At 70.5% G+C, this 25,104-nt stretch carries 26 protein-coding genes and 1 tRNA gene; 9 read left to right on the top strand and 18 right to left on the bottom strand.

Translation table 11 applies throughout. From position 1 onward, the window contains the following. Positions 1-59: 59 nt before the first annotated feature. The 6 genes from IE242_RS05450 to IE242_RS05425 are packed head-to-tail and all read right to left on the bottom strand — an operon-like array spanning position 60 to position 5,233. On the bottom strand, positions 60-1,181 hold the full coding sequence (locus IE242_RS05450) for a glycosyltransferase family 4 protein (RefSeq protein ID WP_189855733.1): 1,122 nt from the start codon (positions 1,179-1,181) through the stop codon (positions 60-62). Then, positions 1,178-1,714, bottom strand: coding sequence for a dCTP deaminase (locus IE242_RS05445; RefSeq protein WP_189855731.1), 537 nt, complete (start codon positions 1,712-1,714; stop codon positions 1,178-1,180). Before IE242_RS05445 ends, IE242_RS05450 begins: the two co-directional genes overlap by 4 nt. Beyond that, complete coding sequence (gene dcd / locus IE242_RS05440; RefSeq protein WP_189855729.1) at positions 1,711-2,250, bottom strand: dCTP deaminase; 540 nt, start codon at positions 2,248-2,250, stop codon at positions 1,711-1,713. The genes IE242_RS05445 and dcd overlap by 4 nt, the downstream gene beginning before the upstream one ends. Then, on the bottom strand, positions 2,247-3,482 hold the full coding sequence (locus tag IE242_RS05435) for a bifunctional UDP-sugar hydrolase/5'-nucleotidase (protein ID WP_189855727.1): 1,236 nt from the start codon (positions 3,480-3,482) through the stop codon (positions 2,247-2,249). Before IE242_RS05435 ends, dcd begins: the two co-directional genes overlap by 4 nt. Next, positions 3,479-4,762, bottom strand: coding sequence for a carboxyvinyltransferase (locus IE242_RS05430; RefSeq protein WP_189856438.1), 1,284 nt, complete (start codon positions 4,760-4,762; stop codon positions 3,479-3,481). Before IE242_RS05430 ends, IE242_RS05435 begins: the two co-directional genes overlap by 4 nt. 39 nt (positions 4,763-4,801) lie before the next feature. Continuing rightward, positions 4,802-5,233: an ATP-binding protein gene (locus IE242_RS05425; protein ID WP_189855725.1), complete on the bottom strand. Its 432-nt coding sequence runs from the start codon at positions 5,231-5,233 to the stop codon at positions 4,802-4,804. A 175-nt stretch (positions 5,234-5,408) separates the two neighbouring features. Between IE242_RS05425 and IE242_RS05420 the strand changes: the two genes are divergently transcribed. Together IE242_RS05420 and IE242_RS05415 are read left to right on the top strand one after the other, a co-directional pair. Further along, the gene (locus IE242_RS05420) at positions 5,409-6,680 is read left to right on the top strand and encodes a helix-turn-helix domain-containing protein (protein ID WP_189856436.1); all 1,272 of its coding nucleotides are present in this window, start codon (positions 5,409-5,411) and stop codon (positions 6,678-6,680) included. Beyond that, positions 6,677-7,222, top strand: a complete 546-nt coding sequence (locus IE242_RS05415) for a flavoprotein (RefSeq protein WP_189855722.1) — start codon at positions 6,677-6,679, stop codon at positions 7,220-7,222. Before IE242_RS05420 ends, IE242_RS05415 begins: the two co-directional genes overlap by 4 nt. On the opposite strand, the gene IE242_RS05410 is transcribed toward IE242_RS05415, so the two are convergent. From IE242_RS05410 to IE242_RS05395, 4 genes are all read right to left on the bottom strand, one after another. Continuing rightward, positions 7,223-8,920, bottom strand: coding sequence for a relaxase family protein (locus IE242_RS05410; protein WP_189855720.1), 1,698 nt, complete (start codon positions 8,918-8,920; stop codon positions 7,223-7,225). Beyond that, positions 8,917-9,417, bottom strand: coding sequence for a plasmid mobilization relaxosome protein MobC (locus tag IE242_RS05405; protein ID WP_229858196.1), 501 nt, complete (start codon positions 9,415-9,417; stop codon positions 8,917-8,919). The genes IE242_RS05410 and IE242_RS05405 overlap by 4 nt, the downstream gene beginning before the upstream one ends. A gap of 305 nt (positions 9,418-9,722) precedes the next feature. After that, the gene (locus IE242_RS05400) at positions 9,723-10,889 is read right to left on the bottom strand and encodes a DUF3631 domain-containing protein (RefSeq protein ID WP_189855718.1); all 1,167 of its coding nucleotides are present in this window, start codon (positions 10,887-10,889) and stop codon (positions 9,723-9,725) included. A gap of 690 nt (positions 10,890-11,579) precedes the next feature. Beyond that, entirely contained in the window at positions 11,580-11,822 is a 243-nt protein-coding gene (locus IE242_RS05395) for a helix-turn-helix transcriptional regulator (RefSeq protein WP_189855716.1), read from the bottom strand. A 466-nt stretch (positions 11,823-12,288) separates the two neighbouring features. Between IE242_RS05395 and IE242_RS05390 the strand changes: the two genes are divergently transcribed. Together IE242_RS05390 and IE242_RS05385 are read left to right on the top strand one after the other, a co-directional pair. Then, a complete protein-coding gene (locus tag IE242_RS05390; RefSeq protein WP_189855714.1) occupies positions 12,289-12,570 on the top strand; it encodes a helix-turn-helix domain-containing protein in 282 nt (93 codons plus the stop codon). Positions 12,571-12,624: 54 nt separating this feature from the next. Then, a complete protein-coding gene (locus IE242_RS05385) occupies positions 12,625-13,809 on the top strand; it encodes a tyrosine-type recombinase/integrase (RefSeq protein WP_229858189.1) in 1,185 nt (394 codons plus the stop codon). Between the two features lie 95 nt (positions 13,810-13,904). Here the strand turns inward: IE242_RS05385 and IE242_RS05380 are convergent, their stop codons facing one another. From IE242_RS05380 to IE242_RS05365, 4 genes are all read right to left on the bottom strand, one after another. Next, positions 13,905-14,246 carry a hypothetical protein gene (locus tag IE242_RS05380; protein WP_189855711.1) on the bottom strand — a complete coding sequence of 114 codons (342 nt, stop codon included), beginning with the start codon at positions 14,244-14,246 and terminating at the stop codon, positions 13,905-13,907. 114 nt (positions 14,247-14,360) lie between these two features. Continuing rightward, positions 14,361-14,433, bottom strand: a tRNA-Arg gene (locus IE242_RS05375). A gap of 443 nt (positions 14,434-14,876) precedes the next feature. Then, on the bottom strand, positions 14,877-15,296 hold the full coding sequence (locus tag IE242_RS05370) for a DUF6086 family protein (RefSeq protein ID WP_189855709.1): 420 nt from the start codon (positions 15,294-15,296) through the stop codon (positions 14,877-14,879). Positions 15,297-15,403: 107 nt separating this feature from the next. Beyond that, on the bottom strand, positions 15,404-16,783 hold the full coding sequence (locus IE242_RS05365) for an NAD(P)-binding domain-containing protein (RefSeq protein ID WP_373299472.1): 1,380 nt from the start codon (positions 16,781-16,783) through the stop codon (positions 15,404-15,406). Between the two features lie 168 nt (positions 16,784-16,951). Here IE242_RS05365 and IE242_RS05360 point away from each other — a divergent pair, with 168 nt between their 5' ends. Beyond that, positions 16,952-17,167, top strand: a complete 216-nt coding sequence (locus IE242_RS05360; protein WP_229858186.1) for an NAD(P)-binding protein — start codon at positions 16,952-16,954, stop codon at positions 17,165-17,167. Between the two features lie 4 nt (positions 17,168-17,171). Next, positions 17,172-17,543 (top strand): ArsR/SmtB family transcription factor, encoded by a 372-nt coding sequence (locus IE242_RS05355; protein ID WP_189855705.1) that lies wholly within the window; start codon positions 17,172-17,174, stop codon positions 17,541-17,543. 83 nt (positions 17,544-17,626) lie between these two features. On the opposite strand, the gene arsB is transcribed toward IE242_RS05355, so the two are convergent. Further along, positions 17,627-18,715: an ACR3 family arsenite efflux transporter gene (gene arsB, locus IE242_RS05350; protein WP_189855702.1), complete on the bottom strand. Its 1,089-nt coding sequence runs from the start codon at positions 18,713-18,715 to the stop codon at positions 17,627-17,629. Further along, a complete protein-coding gene (locus tag IE242_RS05345; protein ID WP_189855700.1) occupies positions 18,712-19,020 on the bottom strand; it encodes an ArsR/SmtB family transcription factor in 309 nt (102 codons plus the stop codon). Before IE242_RS05345 ends, arsB begins: the two co-directional genes overlap by 4 nt. A gap of 88 nt (positions 19,021-19,108) precedes the next feature. On the opposite strand from IE242_RS05345, the gene IE242_RS05340 reads away from it, so the two are divergent. Both IE242_RS05340 and IE242_RS05335 read left to right on the top strand, forming a co-directional pair. Further along, positions 19,109-19,555: an arsenate reductase ArsC gene (locus IE242_RS05340; protein WP_189855698.1), complete on the top strand. Its 447-nt coding sequence runs from the start codon at positions 19,109-19,111 to the stop codon at positions 19,553-19,555. 175 nt (positions 19,556-19,730) lie between these two features. Then, positions 19,731-20,372 carry a 3'-5' exonuclease gene (locus tag IE242_RS05335; protein WP_189855696.1) on the top strand — a complete coding sequence of 214 codons (642 nt, stop codon included), beginning with the start codon at positions 19,731-19,733 and terminating at the stop codon, positions 20,370-20,372. Between the two features lie 259 nt (positions 20,373-20,631). Here the strand turns inward: IE242_RS05335 and IE242_RS05330 are convergent, their stop codons facing one another. Next, positions 20,632-21,387: a TetR/AcrR family transcriptional regulator gene (locus tag IE242_RS05330; protein WP_189855694.1), complete on the bottom strand. Its 756-nt coding sequence runs from the start codon at positions 21,385-21,387 to the stop codon at positions 20,632-20,634. A gap of 402 nt (positions 21,388-21,789) precedes the next feature. Here IE242_RS05330 and IE242_RS05325 point away from each other — a divergent pair, with 402 nt between their 5' ends. After that, complete coding sequence (locus tag IE242_RS05325) at positions 21,790-23,265, top strand: serine hydrolase domain-containing protein (protein WP_229858183.1); 1,476 nt, start codon at positions 21,790-21,792, stop codon at positions 23,263-23,265. A 110-nt stretch (positions 23,266-23,375) separates the two neighbouring features. On the opposite strand, the gene IE242_RS05320 is transcribed toward IE242_RS05325, so the two are convergent. Next, a complete protein-coding gene (locus IE242_RS05320) occupies positions 23,376-25,085 on the bottom strand; it encodes an IclR family transcriptional regulator domain-containing protein (RefSeq protein ID WP_189855692.1) in 1,710 nt (569 codons plus the stop codon). Positions 25,086-25,104 lie beyond the last annotated feature (19 nt).

The raw sequence follows: 25,104 nt of genomic DNA, 5'->3' as shown, positions 1-25,104 counted from the left end.
GGCACCAGTGGGGCAATGGCGTGTCGGACGTCGGCTGCGGGGGCTGGTCGGCGTCGGTCTCAGGTGAGCTGGCGGCCGAGGTCGGCCAGGGCCTGGGTGGTAGCGGTGAGGGGGAACCGGGCGGCATTCGCGTAGCCCGCTTGCCGCAGGGCGGGCAGCAGGCCAGGGGCGGTCCGTAAGCGGTCGAGGTCGCGGGCGAGTGCGGCAGAGTGGGTGAAGTCGGTGGCCAATCCGGACGCGGCGACGACTTCGTTGAGGCCGGGCACGGGTTGGTACAGGACAGGCAGACTGCATGCTTGGGCCTCCAGCGCGACCAGGCCCATGGCTTCCAGGGTGGTGGACGGCATGACCAGGACGTCGTGCTCGGCGAAGGCTTTCCACAGCTGTGGACGGCGGAGCCAGCCGAGGTACCGGGCCCGCACTCCGGTCCGTTGGAGGAGCGGGGCCAAGGCGTGGAACTGGGCTCTGGGGGCGGCGATGCTCAGCTCGGCTCCTGGAATGGGCGCCAGGCCCGCGATCAGGTGCTCTGCGCCCTTCTCGGCGGTCAGCCTGCCTGCGTAGAGCAGTCGTAGGTGGCTGGTGGAGGTGCGGGCGGGCCGCGCTGGCGGATCGGTGAGCAGATGGTCGGGGATGCCCCACGGAACGCGGACGATCTTGCGGCGATCGATCTGCGGGGCGAGCTTGAGAAGGTGGTCGGCCATCGCGCCGGTGGGGACCACGATCACGTCGGCGGCCCTCGCCGTCTCGCGCAGGACTTGGAGCTGGTCGCGATGGGCCTCGGCGAAAATCAGGTCGGTGCCGTGGACCAAGGCGATCCTGGGGTGGGCCGGCAGGGCTCGGAGGAGGGCGGGCGTGGCGCCGAAGGTGAGGTGCTGCAGGTGCAGTACCCCGATCTGGGCTGGATCGATCGCGGTCACCAGCGCCCGGCGCAGGGCTCCGACGTAGCGGCCGAAGGCGGCGCCCTCCAGGCACTTGCCGGCGACCGTCAGCAGGTCGAGCCCGGCGGGAAGGTGGGCTTTGGGGCGGGTGGGGGCCAGCATGAAGGCCCGTGCGGGGATGAGGGGTTTGTCGCCGGTGTACAGGTCGAGGAAGAGTTCGACGCTGCCGCCGGGGCTTCCGGCTGGGAGGTCGAGGAAGGTGGCGGCCAGCGGCCCCGCGGCCGGGCGGACGAGGGGGCTCACAGCGCTCCTTGGGGGATCTCTTCGTACAGGCGGGAGATGTCGATGCCGTGCGTGGCGGCGTACTTGGCGCGCTGTTGCTGGTAGCTGGCCGGGGTGCCGAGGGTGGTGAGGAAGACGAGCTTGCCGAAGGTCATTCCCGGATAGACACGGGCGGGCTTGGCGGCGCGGATTTCCAAGGTCCAGCGGATCGCGTGGCCCTGGTGGCCGAGTGGGGCGGAGACGTGGACCCAGATGCCGAGGGCGCCGATGGTGCGGTTGCCGTTGAGGAGCTGTGCGTACGTTTCCGAGCCGGTCCTCTCCAACGTGACGCCGAGGTAGAGCATTCCTGGCTGCAGGACCAATCCGGAGGCGGGGATGACCAGTTCGGTGAACGTGGTGGGGGCGGCGGCGTCCAGGTCGCCGTCGCAGATGCGGATCGTGTCGCCCAGCCGCCAGTCATAGGCGTTGGGGGACAGGCGTGCCGGGTCGTAGGGCGCGATGGTGATCTCGCCTGCGCTGACGGCGGCGGCAATGGCGGAGCCGGTGAGGATCACGAGGCGCCCGCCTGCACGTGTGCCGCATCCCGCCAGTAGCGGGAAGGCTGAGGGCCGGCGGCGCCCTGGTACTTGCCTCGGTACAACTCGACGTCCCCGGTGGAGACGAAGAACATGATCTGCCCGATCTTCATGCCCGCGTACACCCGCAGAGGGCGGATGGGGGACAGCATCAAAGTCCACTGGCCGTGGAAGCCGATGTCACCGATAGGGGCGGTGATCTCGACGAATAACCCCAGTCGTCCGACCGAGGAGCGTCCGAAGAGCAGTGGGATGAAGAGGTCCGAGCCGACCTCCTCGACGGTGTGGCCGAGGTACAGCTCGCCGGGCTGGAGGACGTATCCCTCCGTGTCGATTCGGATCGTGTGCGTGGGGTTGGCGTGGTGGGCGTCGATGACCTTGGTGGCGTACGTCAGCAGGGTGGCGCCCAGGCGGACGTTGTAGCTGTTGGGGTTCGTCTGCTTTGGGTCGAACGGGGTGATGCGAAGGCGTCCGTCGGCGACGGCCGTGTTGATCTCGGGCCCGGTGAGGATCATGGAACGCCCCTTTGAAGAGCGTCGGCAGAGTCAGCGAATGGGACTGCGAGGACGCTGCGTACCGCCTGGCCCAAACGCAGTCCGGCTTGATGAGTTCGGCCGCCGAGATAGGTGTCGGCGATGTAGTGGGTGGTCAGCACCACGCGCGCCGTCGGTGGAAGAGGTGTAGGCGCGACGACCAAGGGGCCGACGTGGTCGACGAGATGAGCGAGCAGCTTGGCGTGGTCCTCGGAGTGATCGTTGGGGAGGAAGGCGTGGACGAGCTGGTTGTCGAAGGGCTCGATGGCGAGCAGGTCGCCGAGGGTGAGGACATCGCCGAGCGGTACGGGGCGCAGAGCGGTCTCGTTGAGGATGACCGCGTCCGCTCCGAGGCCGGTGTGCAGGCGCGTGGCGATCTCGTCCAAGAGGAGGCGTCGGTCCAACAGGGTATTGAAATATGGCTCGTTCACGATGCCGAGTCGGCTTCCCAGGGTGCTGCTGAGGAGCGCGATCTTCTCCTGCAGTACGGCGAGGTCCTCCGGGATTACGGAGGTGTCGGGGAAGGCGCCTACGCGTGCGGCCCAGCCGGCCCCGACCGGCTCGGCGGTGGCGTACCCGACGCCGAGTTCGTGGCCCTTGACGACGAGGGTGTCGCCGACGGGCACGGGGCCGTAGGTGTCGCTGTGACAGTGCCCGGCGAAGATGACGTCCGCGAACGGGCAGGCGGCGGCCAGCTTCAGGTCCTCGTCGAAGCCCGAGTGGGACAGCACCATCCAGGCGTCGGCATGGTGATGGTGCTCCAGCATCACCTCGCGCAGGGCCTGGGCCGGGTCGGTGACGTGGTGGCCGGTGCGCTGCTCGGCGGGGATCGCGTTGAAGGCTTGCGGGCCGATCACTGCGGTGATGGCGATTCGCCGGCCGCCGATGTGCTCGATGCGCACGCGGTCGAAGAGCGGCTTGCCACTGCTGTCGGCTGCGTTCGCGCACACGGTCATCTCGTGCAGCTGCGGTTCGAAGTAGTGCGGCCAGCCGTGGTTTCCGGGGGCGAGCAGGTCGTACAGGCTGGTGAGGACCTCGCGCTCGATCTGCCCCTGGCCGAAGCGGTAGAAGCCGGTGCCTTCGAAGAAGTCGCCGCAGTCCACGACCAGGCTCTCGGCCCTGGCCGCGTGGAGGTAGGTGAGCATCGGAGTGGCCTGGGCGAAGGAGGAGTGGACGTCGGTCATGGCGGTGATTCGCTGGAGCTGCCGGGTCATGGAGTGACCTCGCAGATGTCGGCGCCCAGGGCGTGCAGTTTGGTGGGCAGGTCGGCGTGGCCGCGCCGGAGCTGTTCGAGGCCGCCGAGGGTGGTGACGCCGCTCGCTGTGAGGCCGGCGATGAGCAGGGCCGAGCCCGTGCGGATGTCGGTGGCCTCCACACCGGCGCCGGTCAGCTGCTGCGGTCCGGTGAGGCGGCATTCGGTGGGCGAGAGCTCGTGGATCTCGGCGCCGAGGCGGGCGAACTGGGGGAGCAGGTTGCCGTGACGGCCGGGGTTGATGGTGTCGGCGAACAGGTGAGTGCCGGGCAGACCGAGGGCGAGGGCCATCAGCGGTGGTTCGAAATCGGCGTCCAAGCCGTCGGGGGAAAGGGAGGCGATGGCGCGCAGCGATCGCCCGGTCGGCTCGGCGTCGTGGGCCCGGACGGTGAGAGCATCGCCCTCGGCGTCGGCGGGGACTCCGAGCCAGTTCAAGGCGGAGACCAGGGGAGCGACGTCGTCGCCGCGTACGCCACAGATGCGTGCGTCCCCGCCGGTCGCCGCGACCGCACAGGCCAGGGTCCCGGCTTCGACCTTGTCGCCGGGCACCGACCAGACGGTGGTCTCCGTCGGGACGGAAGTGGGTGGTGACAGCGTCAGGGCCGACTCACTGACCCCGCACTCCCATCCCGCCACCTGCAACGCCTTCACGACGCTGATCACTTCAGGCGAGAGATTGGGGTGGCCAAGGCGCAGTGGCCGGTCGGCTACGACCGCGCGCAGGAGCGCAGCGACGCTCGCCCCACGAGAGCGGAATGGCAGCACCACGGACACGGTTCCGGTCCCACCAGTGGCAGCTTCCACGAGGTAGCCGCATCCATCGACCGTTGTGCGGTCACCGAAGCGCTCGTAGACGTTGAAGTGCTGCTCCATCCCGCGTTCCCCGATCCGGCAGCCTCCCGGCCAGGGCAGCCGGGCTCGCCCGGACGCGCCGAGCAGGGCCGGTACGAGGTAGTACGAGGCCCGGATGCGGGCGGCGACCTCGGGATCGGGGCCTGGCTGGGGCTTGTCGCTCGGCAGGATCACGATGGTGTGCGGATCGCTGACCGGACGGGCCGTGTGCCAGCCGGCCTGTTGGAGCAGGGCGAGCATGGTCTCGACGTCCGTGTTCGACGGGACGTTGCTCAGATGCACCGGGCGGTGCAGGGCCGCGGCGGCGGCCAGCAGGGGCAGGGCCGCGTTCTTGGAGCCGTCGACGGTGATGGAGCCGGCGAGTGGGCTGCCGGGTCGCACGGCGACCACTTCTGCGGCGACGGGGGGAATGCGTACGGCTGTCAACGGTCAACTCCTCTGCAGGGGCAGGTGTGATGCGGTGGATAGTGGGGTGCTGACCTTGAACTCGGCCCAGCAGCGTTTGCCGGGCGGAAGCGGATCGAAGCCGTGGCGGTCCGCGAGTGCTGCGACGAGGAACAGCCCGCGTCCGCCTTCCTCGTCCACATCCGACAGGCCGACCTGTGGGACGGCTGGGTTGGCGTCGGTCACCTCGATCCGCAGTCCCTTGTCGCTGAGGCAGGCGCCGGCCGTGATCGGGCCGCCGTTTGCGTGCCGGACCGCGTTCGCGATGAGCTCTGCGGCCACCAGCTCTGCCGCGTCCAGGAGTTCGGGGCCGAGGAGGGCGCCAAAAGTCCGTATCCCGTCCGCGAGCTGCTGGCGCGCGGACGCTGCGGCAGTTGGCGTGCCGGAGACGGGAATCCGGATGTGATGCGCTTCCATGAGCGGCCTCCTGGTCGGTTCAGCCACTCCACGCAACCGCTCCGGAGGCAAGCGGAACCAGTCGGTGTGCCGGGGCTGCATCACTTATGCAGGAGCTGCATCACTGCCAAATGCCGTTCGGTTACTCTCGGTTGAGCAGGCAGGATCGGCGACGGCAGAAGGGGCCGTGGCACAGATGGCCGAGGCACAGAGTGAAGCGAGACGGATCGGCGAAGTGATCCGTCAGGCACGCGTGTTACAGCGGCGCTCGCAGAGGGACGTTGCCGCCGCGCTTGGGTATCACCAGTCGAAGGTGAGCCGCCTGGAGAGCGGCAGGGGTACCGAGGACGTGCGAGTGCTGCGTGAGATCGCGCAGGTACTGGAGATTCCGCCGCAACGTCTCGGCCTCGCCGCCGCTTCTGATGCCAGCCCCGCCGAGCCCGGAACAGAGGACATGCACCGCCGTACCTTCCTTGCCGCGAGCGTCGCTGCGCTCGCGGCTCCGCCGTCGTCGAGCGCGGCACATCACGACCTGATCCAAGTTCTGTTGCCAGGCACGAGCCCCGCGGCGACCGGTCAAGCCCTGGGCCTCGACGAGCTGCGGGACCGGGCACGGGCCGTACGCAGGATGTTCTGCACGTGCGACTACGCGGAACTGGAGCAGACCTTGCCGGGTCTGATCGCCGACCTGCGGCAGGCCGCCGGAGGCTCATCCGGCTCGGCGGAGGTGTCCGGGCTGCTCGCGACCGCCTACCAGACGTCGGTGAGCCTGTTGCTGAAGCGGGCCGATCAGGGCAACGCCTGGCTCGCGGCCGGTCGGGCCATGGCCGAGGCGGAACGGTCCGGGGATCCCGTCGTCCTCGCCGCGAGTGTCCGCGTCCACGCTCACGTCCTCGTGCGGGACAAGCACACGGCCCAGGCCGTGAACATGGTCCGCCACACTGCCGACCAGCTCACCGGCTCCTACGACCAGCGCTCGCCCCGGTACCTGGCAGCGGTTGGTCTGCTGTTGCTCCGCGGGGCGACCGCCGCCAGCAGAAACGGCGACCGCGACACCACCCAGGACTTCCTCACCGAGGCCAAGGAAGTCGCTCGCTACGTCGCCTTCGACCGGCCGGACGCCTGGGCGAACTTCAGCCCCACCAACGTCGCACTCCACGAGATCAGCGCAGCCGTCTCCTTCGGAGACGCCGGCATCGCCCTGGAAACCGCACGGCCGCTCATGCGGCGGCACATTCCTGTCCCCGAGCGCCGGGCCGCGCTGTGGGTGGAGACCGCCCGCGCCTACAGTCAGCAGGGCAGGCTCGCCGAGGGCTACCAGGCCCTGCGTATCGCCGAGAGCTGCGCGGCACAGGACATCCGCCGCCCGGCCGTACGCGAACTGGTCGCCGACATGGCAGCCCGCGACCGCCGCCGGGCACTGCCCGAGCTGCACCACTTCAGCCGCCAACTGGGAGTGCCCGCGTGAGTGATCAGCCCGACAAGCCGTTCCTCCAGATCGTGGTCTGCGCGTCCGGGGTCGCCGCCGACGTCGGCAAACTGATCACCGCAGCACATGAACGGCACTGGGACGTCAGCGTCATTGCCACCCCACAAGGACTCGGCTTCCTCGACGCGGAGGTGGTCGAGACCCAGACCGGCCGCCCCATCCGCTCGGCCTGGCGATCACCGGGCGAACCGCGCCCGACTCGGCCCGCGGACGCGATCGCGGTCGCCCCGGCCAGCTTCAACACCATCAACAAGTGGGCCGCTGGGATCTCCGACAATCTCGCCCTGGGCGTCCTGTGCGAAGCACCCGCCATGGGCATCCCGGTCGCCGTGCTGCCGTACCTGAACTCGGCCCAGGCCGCCCACCCCGCGTACCGTCAGAGTCTGGAACGGCTACGCGAGATGGGCGTCCTGATCGGCTCGTACGAACCGCACCGGCCAAAGGCCGGCGGCGGGGCCGACCGCTACCGCTGGGAGGAAGCCCTGGAGCTCCTCGCGCCCAAGCTGTCTGCCCCGGCCTGATCAGCGCCGTCGTGGCGGTGCCCCCTGCGGTGGCCGAGCAATGGCTGCCGCAGGGTGGGTCGGCACGCTGGGCCGTTGCATGGCACTGTGGGCTCTGGCTGCCTGGGCCCAAGGACCGGGAACGTGGCGCTCGCCGAGGCGGCGGATGCGCCAGGTCAGCGCGCGGGCGGGACTGCGGGCGTCGTCCAGGGCGCGTTGGTGCAGCGCTTGGCTGAGGACGGTGGCTGCGTTGTGTCCTGCTGCCTCTGCCTCGGCGAGCACGGTGGCGAGTGCGTCCCAAGCGGGGTCGTTGAGGATGCGCTCAGCGTGCTCCGGAACCACATCCTGAAGGTGGTGGGCGAAGCGGCGCTTGGTCTGCGGGCTGGGTGCCCGGCTGGCGAGGCCGACCAGGACGGGCTCGGCGGTCTGCGCGTACGCGGTCTGCAGGTGGAGGAGGGCCTGTTCGGCTGCCGCCTCCTGCTGGGCGTGCTGGCGGGTGCGGTGCCAGTGCAGCGCGAAGGCGACCGCGGTGAGTGCGGCGTCCAGGAGCATGGTGAGCCCGGTGCGGTCACTGTCCTGTGGCCTCTCGCGCCAGATGGTCTGGATGCTGCGGTGCAGGGCGCGGGTGCTGTCGAGGTCGGCGGCGATGCGGGAGCGGGTGGCGCGCTCGAAGGCAGCGGCGGCTTGTTCGAGTTTGGCCCGCCCCGCGGTCGGTGCCATGACGGGCAGCAGGTCCAGCGTCGCGCCGAGCGCGACGAGTTGGCCCTGGGCCGTCTGCTCGTCGCTTTTCGTGAGGTGGTGGGGGATGCGTTCGGTGGCGGCGGTGGCCTGGTGCCAGGGGTTGCCCGGCTGGATGGTGGCCGGCTCGGGGCTGGTGGTGGCGAGGCGTTCGCGGATCTTGGGCAGGGAGAGGTCAGGGGCGAGGGTGGAGCCCGCGAACCACACCGGGTTGCCTTCCTCGTTCACGTTGCCGGGCAGGGCGAAGTTGCAGCCGAGCGCGTCGCCGGAGGGAGCGAGCTTGAGGCGTACGTCCACGCCGGTCGCCTCCAGCAGCGAGAAGAACTCGGCCTCGTCGGTCGCGGCGACGACCGCGCGGCGAACCCGCATGCGCAGGATCTCGCGGGCGGTGGCGTCCTGGCCCTGGCGTTTGGCCTTGAAGTGTTCCTTGCTGGTGGTGCGTTTGGCGGCGGTGCCGTCGCCCGGCTTCAACCGCCGCAGTCCGTAGTCGACTTCGATCTGGCGGGCTTCGCGCGGGACGGCTCGGATGTCGTAGTCGCGCTTGGGGCGGCGGCCGTCTTGGCGGACGAGGGTGGCGGCGATGTGGATGTGGTCGTCGGCGTGCCGTACGGCCACCCAGCGGCAGGCTTCGTTGTCTCCGGTGGGGGCGATGCCGGCGGCGGCCACGATCCGGCGGGCGATCTCGGCCCACTGGTCGTCGGACAGGATGGGGTCCTCGGGGGCGGCGCGGACTGGGCAGTGCCAAACCGTGGTCTGGGGGGCCTGGCGGCCGAGCATGGCCACTGGCTGGTCGAGCTGGGTGTAGAGCTGCTTTTCCACCTCCTTGGGGTCGCGTTGTGGGCTTCGGCCGGGGTCGGGGGCGAAGTCGTTCCAGGAGGCGACCAGGTGTGGGTCGACGTGTTCGTTGGCGTCGCCCTTGCCGAAGAGGTAGGCGATCAGACGGCGGGTGCTGCCTTTGCCGGTGATGATCTTCGGTATCACCGGTCCTGCCTTCCCTCGGTGACTTGAGCGACGGCGGTGTCCACGTCGCCGATCGATGCTTCGACACGGGCCACGAGCCGGTGGACGACGTCGGGCTCGGGCCAGGCCCCGTCCTTGTTGAGGTGCCAGGTGAGCTGGTTGAGGTTGCTGCCGATCATGCCCAGCTGGCGGTTGGCGGCCATCAGCGCCTTCACCATGGCGCGGTAGTCAGCGATCGCAGCGGTGGGGTCCTCGGCGCGGGCTGCGGCGAGCGACGCCTCGGCGACGTAGCCGCCGATCTGCATACGGCTGAGCGCGGCGGCGTGGGCGAGATCGGTGAACTCGCTGTCGCTGTAACGGGGATGGACGCGGCGCTCGCGCAGGCGCGGCTGACGCAGGCGGCGCTGCGGCTTCGGCGTCTGCGCGGCGTGGGGCGACGGTCTGGTGGCTCCCGTCTCGGTCGGCGCCCCCGGGCCGGCCGACCCCGGTGCCCCCTCGGCGCCGGGTGCCTCCGTCACTCCAGGGGCGGAAGCCGGGTAAGGACTCCTTACCCGACAACTTGCTGCGCTGTCTGGGGCTGAGGCCGTAGGCGTCGGCTGTTGAGCTGTCGGGAGTTCGTGGTGCTGTTCGTGCACGGGGGTGCTCCGGTGGTGAGGGGGCGGGAGATGTGTCACGTGCGTCGCATCCGTCCCATGCCTGGTCAGCACAGGTACGGACGCTCGGGCAGGTACGGAGAAGTCCGTCCCGGTGAGGACATCCGTCCCCGCGCTGACCTGCGCGGGGACGGATGCGACGCAGTGATACGGACCCAGGGGGAGGTGGGTCAGCGGGCGCGTTGGGGGCCGGCGGGTCCGCCGGGTGGGCCGATGGGCAGCTGACCCGCCGGGGCGGCGGGCGGCTTGCCCTGGGTCGGGCGCGCGGGTGTGGCGTCATGCGCGGTGGCAGGCGCCGTCTTGGTGAGGTCGGGGCAGTGCCGGGCCCAGCTGTCTAGGAACCGGTTACGGGCGTACCCCTTGGCCTGCCTGCCCTTGTCGAACCGGTAGTTGGCCGGGCGGATGTCGAAGTCCCGAAGCATTCTGCCCAGGTGGTAGGCGTTGAGCCCGTTGGTGCCGTGCTCTGCCCAGGGGGCGTCGGCGTCCTGGAGCAGGGCGGTGACCAGATCCAGGCTGGACAGGGCTTCGGGGTTGCCGTGTGCCTCGAAGACGCGGTGGATGTCGCGCAGCAGCCTTGTCTTCAGGTTGGTCTGCTCGTCCTGGACGGCCTCGAACCGGGTCATCGCGACACAGGCCGCACGTGCACTGGCGGGCCAGTGGCCGCCGGCCAGGTCGGCGATGATGACCAGCGGTTCCCAGGTGTCTGCCGCCCGGTCCTCCACCGGCATGGTCGGCGCCATGCGGCCGGCCGTGCCGCGCAGCGGGCCCAGCCAGGCGGCCAGCTTGTCCCGCAGCGCGTTCAGTTCCGGTGTGGCGTAGCGCGAGCGGAACGGGGTCACCTTCTCGCTCGGCTTGCGCTTTTGCATGCGGAGCACGACCGCCCGGTCTGTGATCGTGTCGGGCAGGTCGCCGATCGAGGCCAGTGCGGCCATGGCGAAGGTCGGATACGGGGTCGGCTTGTGTTCCGGACCGGAGATGCGCCAGGCGGGCCGGTTGCGCTGGTGTCCGGCGTTCAGCAGGCCGCGCAGTTCCTCGTTGTCACCGGCCTTGCTGAAGATGGTGTCGGCCTCGTCCACCAGGATCGTGCGCGGGTTCTTGCCGATGACGCGGAAGAGCACCGCCGTGGACATGTTCACCGTCATGATCGGCTGGTGGACGGTCTCGTGAAGCACGTCCAGAACACGGGACTTGCCGCAGCCCTTCGTCGGACCTACGACCGCCAGACGCGGCGCGTGCTGAAGAACGGTCTGGATGTGCGTGGCCGCCACCCACAGGGTGACCGCTGCCAGCGCCTCGTCACTGGGCAGCACGACGTACTTGCCGATCGCCGCCCGCAACTCATCCAGCAGTTCCGCACCCTCACCGGAACCCCTTTCCCCAGGGTCTGCCGGTCCCCACGGAGGCCGGGAGCCGGTCCCGTGATCCGGTCCCCGTACGTCGACGGGACCGGTCCCCACCTGCTGGGTGGTTCCCGCCACGGGGTTGTCGGTCCCCAGCAACTGCCGGAGACCGTGATCACGGTCCCCTGGTGCAACTGCAGCCTCTTGGGGACCGGTCCCCGATTTGGCGCCGCTGACCTGCGGGTTTGCGTCGGATGTCGATACGGGGACCGGGACGTGCGGGGACTGAGCCTCGGGCACTTCGTGGGGACGGTCCCCAAGCACGTCGCGGGGACGGTCCCCAGCAACGGCATTGGCAGGCGGCTGGGGACGGTCCCCGTGTGCTTCCGCCTCCGCCGGGTGTTCGGCGGTCCCCGACGCGGGGGACCGTGTGTCCTGCTGATCCTGGTGGCGCCAGGGGATGCCTTCGCCGGGGACGGCGGGAGTGGGCCAGGCGGTGGGGGAGGTGTTGGTGGTGCTGGGGGACGTAGGGTCCTCCATAGGCGTTCCTCTCCGGTGAGGGGCGGGACGGGCAAGGTCCCGCCCCTCACCAATTCATTCGTTCAGGGATGGGCGATCAGTTGGAAGTCTTCGGCCCTCGGCGTTGGCGCGCCGGGGGCCGCTTCGTTGTCCGCGCGAGACGCGGGGTCAGGCCGTGAGGTCGTACGACGTCTGGGTGTCCAGCCATGCGTCCACCTCCCGCCAGCGGTAGCGCAGGTGACGGCCGACCTTGTGGACGCTGGGGCCGATGCCCCGGTACTTCCACTGGTAGAGGGTCTTCACCGGCACCCCGAGATAGGCGGCGACCTCTGCAGGGGTGGCAAGCGGGCCACGCTGGGCAGCCGCAGCGGTGGCAGGGGCGTTGGTGCTACGGGGAGGGGTCTTCGGCATAGGGCTCCTTTTCGGTCTTGAACAACGGGCTGGACAACGCAGCCACACCGCCCGGAGAAAAGTCCAGAGTTGGCTCTGAAACTCCTCACTACTTCTTTCGGTGTGGCCGGGGAGAGGGAAACAGTAAGGGTGGATTCCCGGTTGCCGAAATCGCTCCCGCCGGGGCCGAAATTTTTTGCGGCGAAGCAACCGGTCGAGGTGCCGGAATCCGGTACCTACGCAGCTCAGAGGTGACACCTGGCGGTCAGGGACGACGTGAATGACCTGCCGGGCATCATGGCTGATGTGTGTTTAAATCGCCTATCTCGAATACGGAGAGGGAAGGTAACACGGCACCTCGGTCGAAACGCCTCGCGATGTGCCGGAATTCGACGAGACGAACGCCACTTCGCCCCCGAACGACTTTTGGAGAGTTTTAGAACTAACTCTTGCCATGGTGCCCGGATGCAAGTTACAGCTATCTGTCATGCCCAACCGACCTGTTGAAATAGGCCCCGTCGGCCTCCACACCGCCCGCGCCATCGAGCACCTACGCCTCATGCGCAGCCTGACCCAACACCAGCTCGCCGCCCGCTGCACCGCGCTGGGCCGTCCGATGGCCAACACCGCTCTCAGCCGCACCGAACGCGCCCGCCGCCGATGCGACGTAGACGACCTCGTCGCCCTCGCCACCGCGCTCGGCGTTTCTCCCACGACCCTGCTCCTGCCGCTCCCGTCGGTGTCCGGTAACGACTGGAGGGGATGCTAGTTGGCGCGGGTCTGGATTGAGAACCGCATAGGGCACGCGGCGTATGTACGGGCCGTGGCGGACGCCAAGCGGGCGGGGCGTACGCCACCGGGGCGCTACCGCGTGCGCTGGTACGACCCCGACGGCAAGCCGAAGATGAAGACCTTCGCCCGCAAGGTCGACGCCGAGGCGGAGCGGATAAGGATGGAGTCGCGTCTCAACGACGGCTCCTATCGCGATCCCGCAGCCGCGCGGGTGAAGTTCGCAGAGGTGGCGGAGTCCTGGCTGGCGGCGCAGCTCCACCTCAAGCGCTCAACCCGGGCTCGCTACCGCGGTGTTCTCGACGTCCACGTGATTCCCAAGTGGGGTACCACCCCGCTGGACCGCATCCACTTCGAGGACGTCGCCGAGTGGCTCGCGGATCTGCTGTCCGGCGAGGCGACCGGCGGCAGGAAGCTCAGCCCCCGGTCGGTCCGCAAGGCGTACGTCGTCCTCAGCCGCGTTCTCGGCTACGCGGTCAAGGCCCGTCGTCTGGCGGCCAACCCGGCTGTCGGCGTGCCTCTGCCGAAGGCGATGCCCGCTGATCACGTGTACCTCGACGACATACAGGTCGACGCGCTGGCTAACGCGTCAGGCGCCTACCGGGTGTTCATCCTGCTGCTGGCCTACACCGGACTGCGCTGGGGCGAGGCATCCGCGCTCAAGGTGGGCCGCGTCGACCTGGACGCCTGTCGGGCCCACATCGTGGAGGCGTACGCCGAGGACAACGGCAAGCTCTACCTCGACACCCCCAAGAACCACGAGCGCCGGTCCGTACCGATCCCGCGGTTCCTGGCCGACGAGCTGAAGCCCCACGTCAAGGGGAGGGGGGATGACGACTTGCTCTTCACCGCCCCGCAGGGCGGGCCGCTGCGGGCCCGCAACTTCCGTCAGCGGTTCTTCGCGCCGGCGGTCGTAAAGGCCGGGCTGGGGCATCTCAAGGTCACCCCGCACAAGCTGCGCCACACGGCGGCCTCGCTCGCCATCGCCAGCGGCGCGGACGTCAACGTCGTACAGACGATGCTGGGCCACAAGTCCGCGACGCTGACCCTGGACACCTACGGGCACCTCTTTCCCGACCGCCTGGACGAGGTCTCGAAGAAGATGCACAAGCGCCGCTCCAAGCAACTGGCCAAGGCGAAGGCCAAGCTGGAGAAAGCGGAGCGGAAGGCCCGTGAGGCCGCCGAGACCGTGGCCGCCCTGGAGGAAGACGCCGCGTGATGTGTGCCTAACCCGTGCCGGGGCGCCGTAACCGAAGGGGGCACCCCACCGCGCTGATGCGGTGGGGTGCCCCCTTGCGTCTTCCTCGGATCAGGTCAGTCGCGGCGTCGGCTTTCCTCCCAGAACCGGTCCATCGCAGCAGCGGCCGCATCCCCAGCCAACCGCTCGATTCTCTCGGGCACCTCGCGCTCGTCGAGGGCGAAGAGCCTCCCGCCGACAAGGCGGGTGGTCGTCTTCCAGCCGAGACGCCGTCCCGCCTCCCTGGCGGCACGCCGGACGTCCTTGAGCTCGCCCATCTCCGCAAGATCGTCAGCGCCAAGGATCAGCTGCCCGTAGTACCCCTCGTACTCCGGCCTCAGCGCGGCCAGCATCATCGACTCAAGTCGGTCGATCAGCCTCTCGTACCGGCGGCGAGCCAGCTCGTCCTTCGCGGGCATATCGCACAGCTCCCCACCTCTGCCCGCAGCACCCATGTGTGCCATATGTGTGCTGCGAGTACGAAGGCCCTCCCGTCCGACGGACGGAAGGGCCTCTGACCTGGCGTTTCGCTGTGCCCCCGGCAGGATTCGAACCTGCGACACCCGCTTTAGGAGAGCGGTGCTCTATCCCCTGAGCTACGAAGGCGGGGCCTTGCGTGAAACGTGGATGAATACTGCGAGTGATGATCCATCCAGTCCTGGCAAGGGTGGTGACCGCCGCTGGCGGCGGTCACAGACAGGGTAGCGGATGGGGGTGGGGTGGTGGGGGTGTGGCTGGTGACTCAGCTCGGTTCATGGTCGTGCGGGCTTGCGGGTGTCGCCGCTGCGGCCGAGGGGGTTGTTGCCGGTGCCGGTGCCGGTGCCGGTGCCGGTGCCGGTGCCGGTGCCTGTGCCGGTGCTGGCACCGGTGCGGTCGGCGCCGCCTTTCTTCTGCCAGGAGGCGGGGTCGACGCGGTGACGGCGGATCGTCTCCCGGACGGCCCGGACGGCCCGGACGGCCCGGACGGCCCGGGCGGCCTGGATGGCCCGGATGGCCCGGGCGGCTGGATCACCCTTAAACAGCGCTGCCGTCAGTGCGGCACGGTCAGCTCACCACAGCGGCCCCTCAGATGAGACCGTGCCGTCGCGGTTGCCCCAGACATGGCCCGACAAGACGCGGTCCTCGTCACGTGCCCACTCGAGGTAGGCCTGCTCCGCAAGCGAACCCGCCGGGATCTCGACGCCGAGTTTGTCGGCGAGCGTGATCATGAGCGGGAGTACTCCGTCCATGAGCTGGATCATCTCCCAGTGGGTCGACCTGCCCCGCCGCTGGAGGGCCAGGGTGACGAACTCCCCGTACAACTGCGGGTCGACCTTGACCCAGTCGCCGGAGACGTCATCCAGCCCCGTCGGCACCCGGAGGATCCGCTGACCCAGGGCATCGACCCCGCCCATGAACAACTGGCCGACGGCCAGGGCGGGTTCCCAGACGTCCTCATCGGTCTCGGTGATGGTGAAGATGTAACTCATCACTGTCACCGTATTCGGGCGTCGGCGTCGTCATGCATGCCGGTCAAGGGGCCGCGACCGGTCCCCAGTTCCGGTCGCGACCCGGCTCGCGCGGGTGCTGAGGACGGTCACGACCCGCAGCAGCCACCCGCCGGCGCCTCCTCGGCGGAGGCGGCCGGGGCCGGTGTGCCGAGTTGGACTAGCCGGGGCTCGGGAGCGGCGCAGCAGCCTGTACTGGACGCCTGGTCGGCCTCGGGCTGGTCGAACAGTCCGGCGCCGCCGCACACTCCGGTCTCCGGCAGGGTCAGCTCGACGCGGTCGGCCGCCTGCAGGTCGCCGGCGAGGGCAGCGACGACGGAGCGGACCTGCTCGTAGCCGGTCATGGCCAGGAACGTGGGAGCGCGGCCGTAGGACTTCATGCCGACCAGGTAGATGCCAGGCTCGGGGTGGGACAGCTCGCGGTGGCCGTGGGGGTGGACGGTGCCGCAGGAGTGCTGGTTGGGGTCGATCAGCGGCGCCAGGGCGATGGGGGCCTGCAGGCGCTCGTCCAGGCCGAGGCGAATCTCGGAGAGGAAGGACAACTCGGGGCGGAACCCGGTCAGCACGATGACCTCGTCCACCGGCTCCAGACGCCGCCCGTCCTCGCCCACCAGCAGCAGCCGGTCCTCGCTGTCGCGCTCGATCGCTTCCGTGCGGAAGCCGGTGACCGCATTCGCGTGCCCGTCCTCGACCGCGGCCGCGGCGGCCAGTCCCAGGGCGCCGCGGACGGGCAGCTGGTCGGCCGCGCCGCCGCCGTAAGTCGATCCGGACAGGCCGCGGCGCAGGACCCACACCGCGCGCGTCCCCGCCCCGTCGGCGGAGGTGGCCAGGTCGGCCAGGGAGGCCAGCGCGGTGAAGGCGGAGGCGCCCGAGCCGATGACGGCGGTGCGCCTGCCCGCGTACCGGGCCCGTACCGCCGGGTCCGTCAGATCCGGGACGCGGTAGGCGATGCGGTCGGCCGCGGCCTTCTCGCCCAGGGCGGGCAGGCCGTTGCCGCCCGCGGGGCCCGGGGTGGTCCAGGTGCCGGAGGCATCGATCACCGCGCGGGCCAGCACGCGCTCCTCCCGCCCGTCGGCGGTGGTGTAGTGGACGGTGAAGGGCTGGGCCGCGCGGTCGGCGTCGACGATGCGGTCGCGGCCGGCGCGGGAGACGCCGGTGACGGTGGCATTCAAGCGGACGCGCTCGCCGAGGGCGTCGGCCAGCGGCTGCAGGTACTGCCAGGCCCAGTCGCCGCCCGAGGGGTAGGCGGCCGCGTCGGGCCGTATCCAGCCGGTGGGCGCGAGGAGCTTCTCGGCGGCCGGGTCGACCACCTCGCCCCAGGGGGAGAACAGCCGCACGTGCGCCCACTCACGCACTGCCGCCCCCGCCGCCGTTCCCGCCTCCAGGACCAGCGGCTCGAGGCCGCGGTCGAGCAGATGGGCGGCGGCGGCCAGGCCGGCCGGACCGGCCCCGATGACGACCACGGGCAGCCCGGTGGCGGCAGTAGCGGCGGGTGCGCTCACGGCGACTCCTCGGTTGTTTCGATATCCGTCGATGGCTTGCCCGGTCAGCATGACGCCTGTTTCGATAAGCGTCAACATAGACGTTCGTCGATGTTTTGATATGGGAGTCCGTGCGCGATACCTGTCGATGTCGCCGTGATCGGCGGTGGTCGGTCCGGGTCGGCCGCCGCGCATGCCCTGCTGCGGCAGGGGCTGCAGCCGGTGGTGCTGGAGGCGTCCGCCCGGTCGGCCGGGCCGTGGCCGCGCTACTGCGACAGCCTCACCCTGTTCTCCCCGCCCCGCTACGGCTGCCTGTCCGGCATGCCGTTGCCGGTGGACCTCGGCCGCCTGCTTCGACATGTGTCAACATAGAAGGATGTCGAACGCAGAAGCGCTGCCGGAGGCGGCACCGGGCCGGGCGGTGGCGCCGTGCTGCCCGCCGCTGACCGAGCGCCCCTTCACCGCCGAGGAGGCGGAGACGGCGGCGCCGATGTTCAAGGCGCTCGGCGACCCCGTCCGGCTGCGGCTGTTCTCCGCCATCGCCTCGCACGAGGGCGGTGAGGCATGCGTGTGCGACATCTCCGACGTCGGCGTCTCCCAGCCGACCGTCTCCCACCACCTGAAGAAGCTCAAGGAGGCCGGGCTGCTCACCTCCGAGCGGCGCGGCACCTGGGTGTACTACCGCGTCGAGCCGTCCGTGCTCGCCGCGATGGGCCAGCTCCTGGCCGTCAACGCAGCCACCGCATGAATGCCGCCTTGCTCAAGGCCTGCTTGCTGGAGGGGGCATGCCAGGCTGCCGGCCGCCGTCGATCACCGCCACAGCGTGCCGCATCACTGCGCGGCTGTGAACTTCCGGCGCCAGGCCAGTGACACGTAGACCAGCGCGACCAGGACCGGCACCTCGATCAGCGGGCCGACGACGCCGGACAGGGCCTGGCCGGAGGTGACGCCGAAGGTGGCGATGGCCACCGCGATGGCCAGCTCGAAGTTGTTGCCCGCCGCGGTGAACGCCAGGGTCGCGGTGCGGTCGTAGGCCAGGCCGAGGGCCTTGCCCAGGGCGAACGTGCCGAACCACATCAGCGCGAAGTACACCAGCAGCGGCAGCGCGATCCGCGCGACGGACCAAGGCTGCGAGGTGATGGTCCTGCCCTGCAGGGCGAAGAGGACAACGATCGTGAAGAGCAGCCCGTACAGCGCCCAGGGGCCGATCCTCGGCAGGAAGGCGGCCTCATAGCGCTCGCGGCCGAGCCTCTTCTCGCCGCTGCGGCGGGTGACGAAGCCGGCCAGCAGTGGCACCCCTAGGAAGACCAGCACGTTCAGCGCGATGTGCCACACGGGCACGTCCAGGCCCTGTCCGTCGCCCAGTCCTAGCCAGCCGGGCAGCAGGTCGAGGTAGAACCAGCCCAGCAGGCCGAACGCGAGGACCTGGAAGACCGAGTTCAGCGCCACGAGGACGGCGGCGGCCTCGCGGTCACCGCAGGCCAGGTCGTTCCAGATGATCACCATGGCGATACAGCGGGCCAGCCCGACGATGATCAGGCCGGTGCGGTACTCCGGCAGGTCGGGGAGGAAGATCCAGGCCAGCGCGAACATCACCGCCGGACCGGCGATCCAGTTGATGACCAGCGAGGAGACCATCAGCTTCCGGTCGCCGGTGACCGCGTCGAGCCGGTCGTAGCGGACCTTGGCCAGCACCGGATACATCATCACCAGCAGGCCGAGCGCGATCGGCAGGGAGATCCCGCCGACCTCGACCGCGGCCAGCGCGTCGTTCAGGCCGGGGACCAGGCGGCCGAGCCCGAGCCCGAGCGCCATGGCGAGCAGGATCCATACCGCCAGGAACCGGTCGAGGGTGGAGAGGCGGGCGACGACCGACTCCTCCCCGGCGGCCGTGGCCTGCGTGCCGGCGGCGGCGCTCACGGGCAGGCCCTCTTGTTCGCGGCGGCGTCACGAGCGGAGACGGCGAGCGCGGCGAACTGCTCGGACAGCCCCGCCAGGGCCTCCGGCCTGAGCTTGTAGTAGGTGAAGCGGCCGCACGGCTCGGTCTCCACCAGCCCCGCCTCGCGCAGCACCTTCATGTGGTTGGAGAGATTGGTCTGCCGGGCCCCGGTCTCCTCCACCAGGTGCGTGGTGCACAGCGTCTCGCGCGCCAGCAGGGTCACGATCCGCAGCCTGAGCGGATCTCCCAGCGCCCGGATCACATCAGGATCGACTGACATCAGCATGCGCTGATACTTTCACATCACTGTTGGCTGATATCAGCGGGTGCTGATGTCGTGGTGGCTGTGCCGCCGTGAGACGAAAGAGCTCCTCATGCCCGAGACCCCCGGCACCGGCGGCACGAAGCCGTCCGTCCTGTTCGTCTGCGTCCACAACGCCGGCCGCTCCCAGATGGCCGCCGCGTGGCTGTCCCACCTGGCCGAAGGCCGCATCGAGGTCCGCTCCGCGGGTTCCGCTCCCGCCGGCCAGGTCAACCCCGCCGCTGTCGAGGCCATGCGTGAGGTCGGCATCGACATGTCCGAGCGGAAGCCGAAGGTCCTGACCGTCGACGCGGTCCAGGCGTCCGACGTCTGCATCACCATGGGCTGCGGCGACGCCTGCCCCGTCTTCCCCGGCAAGCGCTACCTGGACTGGGAGCTGGACGACCCGGCAGGCCAGGGTGTCGAAGCGGTCCGTCCGATCCGCGATGAGATCAAGACCCTGGTGGAGGGGCTGATCGCGGAGCTCCTGCCCGGGACAGGCGCGAAGCGGCGCGCCTGACTGAGCTTTGCCGCCGACTGCCGGGACGCGGGCTGCACCGTCACCCGCCCAGTGGTTCGCATCGCCGGGTCACTGCAGTCAAGGTGCTGCCGTAGAGGGCGAGTTGCTGTGCGTTGCCGACGGGAAACAGGATGTGCGGTGCCGGATCCGGGCACGCCTGCCTACCCTCGGCCCCATGCGCCACGAATCCGCTCTGCTGAACGTCATCGATGTGGAAGCCACCTGCTGGGACGGGCAGCCGCCGCCCGGCTCTGTGAACGAGATCATCGAGATAGGTCTCACCGTCGTGGACGTGCCGGCACGGCGTCGTGTGTCCCGCCACCGTGTCCTGGTCCGCCCCGCCCGGTCCGCGGTGAGCGACTTCTGCACCCAGCTGACCGGCCTGACGCAGGCCGAGGTCGAAAGAGGTGTCCCCTTCGCCGAGGCTTGCCGAATCCTCGTCGAGGAGTACGGGGCGGGGGAGCGTCCCTGGGCGAGCTGGGGTGAGTACGACCGTCGGCAATTCGCTCGGCAGAGTCAGGCCGACGGGGTGGCTTACCCATTCGGCTCTCCAGCGGAGGGCACTCATACCAACGCGAAGGCCGTATTTGCTGCGGCCTACGGGCTGCGCAGAAGACCCGGTATGGACCAAGCCCTACGCATCGCAGGGCTGCCGCTCGAGGGACGCCATCACCGCGGCGAGGACGACGCGTGGAACATTGCCGCACTCGTCCTCGACCTATTGGACCGCGGGGCATGGCCGGCCACGGCCACGGCCGCCCAGCTGGTGCCGTCCACGCGTCGGCGCAGGACGCAAGCAGCCGACGGAAAGCGCTGAGACAAGCTCGGCCCGGCCGGCTCGGCTCGTCCACAGGACGCCTCCAGCGCAGAGGCGAGAGCGCTGTTCCGCCAGACACGCGGCGCTACCCCCGAGGGGCGTGGCGGGTGGAAGCCGACCGGGGACTGCCTAGCGGATCGTGTCCGGGGTCGGCTCCCCGGTACTGGGTTGCCGTGCCGGGTGCCGTTCCGGGGCGCGGCAGGGGGCGCGGTAGGGGCAGCCCTCTGTCGGACCCGGTGATGGGGTGCCGTGCGGGGCGTCAGTTCACGCGGGTCGCCAAGCCGTCGAGGACGCGGTCCAGGCCGTACTGGAAGCCTTCCTCGCGGGCTGTGCGGGGGTTCTTGCCGCGTTGTCCGGCCAGGCCCTCGCGGAGGTGGGGGTAGGCCTGGGCGGCCTGTTCGGCGGCGGGGTAGAGGCGTTCGATCCATTCCTCTTCGTTCTGGCCGCTGCGGGCCAGGACCGTCAGCCAGGCCGCCTCGCTGGTGGCCATGCCCGTGACGTACGCGATGACCGTCGCCATCGCCTGGTCCGCCTCCTCCGGTGGGAAGCCCGCCGTCGTGAAGACGCTGAGCATCGCCTCCGAGATGCGCATGTAGTTGGGGCCCAGGTAGGAGAGGCCCATCTGGCCGAGGACGGAGGCGATCCAGGGGTGGCGGAGCATCGTGGCGCGCAGGCTGTGGGCGCAGCGTGCGGCGTCCTCGCGCCAGCGGGCCGGGTCCGCGGTGTCCGGTACCTCGATCTCGCCGTAGATCTCGTCCACGGCGAGCTCGATCAGTTCGTCCTTGTTCGCCACGTGGCGGTAGAGGGAGGTGGCGCCCGCGCCGAGACGGTTGCCCAGCTTGCGCATGCTCAGCGCGTCGATGCCCTCGGAGTCCAGCAGGCGCAGCGCCTCGGCGACGATCTGGTCGCGGCTCAGCGCGGGCTGCTCCCGGCCGCCGCGCGGGCGCGTCCACACCGAAGGATTCATCTGCTCCGGGGAGGACGGCGTCGGAGTGGAAGGGGTTCGGGATGGCATGGGCTTCCTCCTGTACCGCCTGCCGCGTCGGCGGGCTCGGCGTGCCCGGCGTGCCCAACGTGCTCGGTCGGCGTGTCGCTCTGGCCGGCGCAGCTGCGCGTGTGCGTTCGCCTGTCCGATCGCTGGGGTCGACCAGTTCCTGGTGGGCTTCGGCAAGCCTAGTGCACGGCATACGCAGATGCGTACAGCGAATGGAACGTGCGTACGGCGTGCGCGTTCTGGGTCGGCGTGCGCCTGGTTGGTCCTGTAGTGGGGCGGTTCGCGGGGTGCGGGGCGGTGCTCCGGCCTGTGGCCGGTCGGGCTGGTGGCCGATGGCCGAGAGTCGTCGTTGCGTACGGTGCGTCGACTTGCGTACAGTGTTCGCAAGTCGAGCACGTCGTACGCATCACTGCTGGAGGGGTCATGTCGATGCCGCGGAAGGCCAAGGGCATGGAGAGCGTCAGCTGGGACGCCCAGGGGAACTGGGATGCCAGGGGGAACTGGGGGGCCAGGGACTCCGGTGGACGGGAGTTCTACCTCGATCACTGGCAGGCGCGGCTCGACCGGCTGCGGGAGTCCCACCATGTGCCGGGCGCCACGCTGGCGGTGCTCGCCCGCGGTCAGGTGCACGAGGTGGCGAGCGGAGTGCTGCATCGCGGCACCGGGGTGGACACGACGACGGACTCCGTCTTCCAGCTGGGGTCCCTTGCCAAGATCTACACGGCCACCTTGGTCATGCAGCTCGTCGACGAGGGGCGGCTCGACCTCGACGCGCCCGTCAAGGAAGTGCTGCCGGACTTCGCCGTCGCCGACGCCGGGGCCACCGAGACCATCACCACCCGCCAGCTGCTCTCCCACACCAGCGGGCTCACCTGCGACTTCACCTATGACTCCGGGCGCGGTGACGACTGCCTGGCCCGCTACGTCGAGGCCGCCAAGGACGTGGGGCTCGACTGCCCCACCGGTACGGCGGTGTCGTACAGCAGCCTCGGGTACAACGTGCTCGGCCGCATCGTGGAGGTGCTCACCGGGCTCACCTGGGACGAGGCCCTCAAGAAGCGGCTGATCACGCCGCTCGGTCTGGCCGGGACCATGACCCTGCCCGAGGAGGCGCTCTCGCACCGCGCGGCGATGGGGCACCTCGGGGAGCTGGGGCAGGACCCCGACCCCGCACCGGCATGGGATCCGATGCCGCGGTCGGCCGGTCCGTACGGGCGGGTGCTCGCGACCGCCGGGGACGTCGTACGGCTCGCCCGGATGCATCTCGACGGGGGGCTCGCCGAGGACGGCACACGGCTGCTCGCCGAGGACAGCGTGCGCGCGATGCAGCGGCGCGAGGTCGATGTGCCCGACAAGTGGACGGTCAGCGCGGACGGGTGGGGGCTCGGATGGACCCTGTACGACTGGGAGGGCACGTCCGGTTTCGGGCATGACGGGGCCTCGATCGGGCAGTACGCCTTCCTGCGCGTGGTGCCGGAAGCGGGCGTCGTGCTCGTGCTGCTCACCAATGGCGGGGACGCGCGGCGGCTGTACGAGGAGCTGTTCGGCGAGTTGCTGCGGGAGCTCGCCGGGGTGCGGATGCCGGAGCCGTTCGGGCCTCCCGCGCAGCCGCCGGCCGTGGACATCACCCCGCTGACCGGCACGTACAAGCGGGAAGGGGTGCTCATCACCGTCAGCGAGCAGGGCGGCAAGGGGCATCTGGTGTACGAGTTCGTCGACGGGATGAAGGACTTCTCGCCGCCGCTGGAGATGGACCTCGTGCCCGTCGCGCCGAACGTGTTCGCCGGTCCGGGCTCCGGGGCGTACAGCGCGGACTGGATGCCGGTGGTGTTCTCCACGCTCGCCGACGGCACCGGATGCGTGTACATCGGGATGCGGGCGGCGCCCAAGGTGGGATGAGAGAGGAGAGGAGGGAAGGGGACGCGGGGTTCGTTGTCCTTCTCGGCGCTCGTCGGCGCTCGTCGGCGCTCGTCGGCGCTCGTCGGCGCTCGTCGGCGCACGGCGGCTCCTCAGCTGCTCGGCACCCTCCGGAACCTCCCCGCCACATGCAGGTCCGCCTCGATGCGGTCGGCCGTGGCCCGCAGCTCCGGCAGGACCTCCCGCACGCATTCCCCGGGTGTACGGCGGCTGCTGTGCTGGGCGACGTTGACCGCCGCCACCGCGCGGCCCCCGTACTCCCGCACCGGCACCGCGATCGAGAGCAGCCCTTCCTCCAGCTCCCCGTCGACCACCGCGTACCCCTCGTGCCGTACGCGGTCCAGGACGGCCCTCAGCTCCCCGGGGTCCGTGACGGTGCGCGGCGTCAGCGGCTCGGTCCCGCGCCCGGGCAGCGGCGGGTCCGCGAGGTCCGCCAGCATCACCCGGCCGAGCGCCGTGGCGTACGCGGGCAGACGGGTCCCGACCGTGAGGTTGACGCTCATGATGCGGGTGGCCGCGGCCCGGGCCGTGTACTGGATGTCGTCGCCGGCCAGCACAGCCAGGGACGCCGACTCGTGCAGCAGCCCGGAGAGCGCCTTCAGGTGCGGGGCCGCGATGTCGGCCAGTGTCGTCCGGGACAGGGACGGGAAGCCGAGTTCCAGGACACGCGGCGTGAGCCGGAAGGTCCGGCCGTGCGCGGTGACGTGGCCCAGATGCTCCAGCGTGATCAGCGCGCGGCGCGCCGTCGCCCGGGCCAGGCCCGTCGCCTCGGCCACCCGGGTGAGGGTCAGCGCGGCGCGGCCCTCGCCGAACGCGGTGATCACCGTCAGGCCGCGCGCCAGCGACTCGACGAACTCCCGGCCCAGCTCCTGTTTGGTGGCCCCCGTCCAGGTCGCCAGTCCGGCGGGCGCCGCCGCGCGCATCTCCCGCTCCCCCGTCGCGGCCGCCGCGCGCACCTCCCGCTCCATCGTCGCGACCGCCGTGCGCAGCCGGGGCAGCAGGGTGCGGCGCAGATCGTCGGCGCTGTGCCGGCTGGTGTGGCTCACCACGTTCACGACACAGGCGATCCGGCCGTCCGCCTCCCGTACGGGCATCGACACGGCCACCAGGCCCGGCTCGATCAGCTGGTCGTCCAGTGCCCAGCCGTGCTCGCAGGCTGCCCGTACCCGGTCCTCGAAACCGTCGGCGCCGTCCGCCGCGGAGTGCCGCGCGGTACGCGGCGGTATCGCCGGGAAGCCGCGGTCCTCCGGGTCCGCCGCCCGCCGCTCGCGCCAGCGCGCCCAGTCCGTCCCGTCCCACTCCGTCGCGAACAGCGGTCCGGGCGCGGTGCGTTCGGCGGGCAGCAGGTCGCCGATGCGGAAGCTGAGCGACATCGCGCGGCGCCGGGTCGCCTGGTGGATGAAGCGGATGCCGTCCCGGTCGGCGACCGCGAGCGACACCGACTCGTCCAGCTCGTCGGCGAGCGCGTCCGCGTGCGCGTCCAGCAGCCTCGGCAGGCGCAGGGCGGCGAGGTAGGCGTTGCCGAGCTCCGTCAGACGGGGCGCGAGCACGGCGTCCCGGCCGTCGAGCCGGAGGTATCCCATGCGGGCGAGCGTCGCGGTGATCCGGTCCACGGTCGAGCGGGCGAGTCCGCTGGCCCGTTCCAGCTCACTGATCGCGGCCGCGCCGTCGGCCTCGGTGAGCAGCCGCAGCACGCTGATGCCGCGCATGAGGGGGGTGACGGCTTCGGCGGGCACGGCGGCGCCGTGGCCGGCGGGACCGGGCACGGCGGTGCCGGGAGCCGAGGTGACGTTCGGGACCATGGGGTCACCGTAATCCCGG

It is taken from the genome of Streptomyces poonensis (assembly GCF_014650915.1).
Classification (GTDB): domain Bacteria; phylum Actinomycetota; class Actinomycetes; order Streptomycetales; family Streptomycetaceae; genus Streptomyces; species Streptomyces poonensis.
Note: the sequence above shows the minus strand (reverse complement) of the source record. Positions and strands in the feature narration are given on the sequence as shown.

What these genes read in the sequence shown, in the direction of transcription:
- dcd (WP_189855729.1), bottom strand. Translation starts at nt 2,250, where the DNA reads ATGATCCTCACCGGGCCCGAGATCAACACGGCCGTCGCCGACGGACGC.
- IE242_RS05435 (WP_189855727.1), bottom strand. Translation starts at nt 3,482, where the DNA reads ATGACCCGGCAGCTCCAGCGAATCACCGCCATGACCGACGTCCACTCC.
- IE242_RS05425 (WP_189855725.1), bottom strand. Translation starts at nt 5,233, where the DNA reads ATGGAAGCGCATCACATCCGGATTCCCGTCTCCGGCACGCCAACTGCC.
- IE242_RS05420 (WP_189856436.1), top strand. Translation starts at nt 5,409, where the DNA reads ATGGCCGAGGCACAGAGTGAAGCGAGACGGATCGGCGAAGTGATCCGT.
- IE242_RS05395 (WP_189855716.1), bottom strand. Translation starts at nt 11,822, where the DNA reads ATGCCGAAGACCCCTCCCCGTAGCACCAACGCCCCTGCCACCGCTGCG.
- IE242_RS05390 (WP_189855714.1), top strand. Translation starts at nt 12,289, where the DNA reads ATGCCCAACCGACCTGTTGAAATAGGCCCCGTCGGCCTCCACACCGCC.
- IE242_RS05380 (WP_189855711.1), bottom strand. Translation starts at nt 14,246, where the DNA reads ATGCCCGCGAAGGACGAGCTGGCTCGCCGCCGGTACGAGAGGCTGATC.
- IE242_RS05370 (WP_189855709.1), bottom strand. Translation starts at nt 15,296, where the DNA reads ATGAGTTACATCTTCACCATCACCGAGACCGATGAGGACGTCTGGGAA.
- IE242_RS05355 (WP_189855705.1), top strand. Translation starts at nt 17,172, where the DNA reads ATGTCGAACGCAGAAGCGCTGCCGGAGGCGGCACCGGGCCGGGCGGTG.
- IE242_RS05345 (WP_189855700.1), bottom strand. Translation starts at nt 19,020, where the DNA reads ATGCTGATGTCAGTCGATCCTGATGTGATCCGGGCGCTGGGAGATCCG.
- IE242_RS05340 (WP_189855698.1), top strand. Translation starts at nt 19,109, where the DNA reads ATGCCCGAGACCCCCGGCACCGGCGGCACGAAGCCGTCCGTCCTGTTC.
- IE242_RS05335 (WP_189855696.1), top strand. Translation starts at nt 19,731, where the DNA reads ATGCGCCACGAATCCGCTCTGCTGAACGTCATCGATGTGGAAGCCACC.
- IE242_RS05330 (WP_189855694.1), bottom strand. Translation starts at nt 21,387, where the DNA reads ATGCCATCCCGAACCCCTTCCACTCCGACGCCGTCCTCCCCGGAGCAG.
- IE242_RS05325 (WP_229858183.1), top strand. Translation starts at nt 21,790, where the DNA reads ATGTCGATGCCGCGGAAGGCCAAGGGCATGGAGAGCGTCAGCTGGGAC.
- IE242_RS05320 (WP_189855692.1), bottom strand. Translation starts at nt 25,085, where the DNA reads ATGGTCCCGAACGTCACCTCGGCTCCCGGCACCGCCGTGCCCGGTCCC.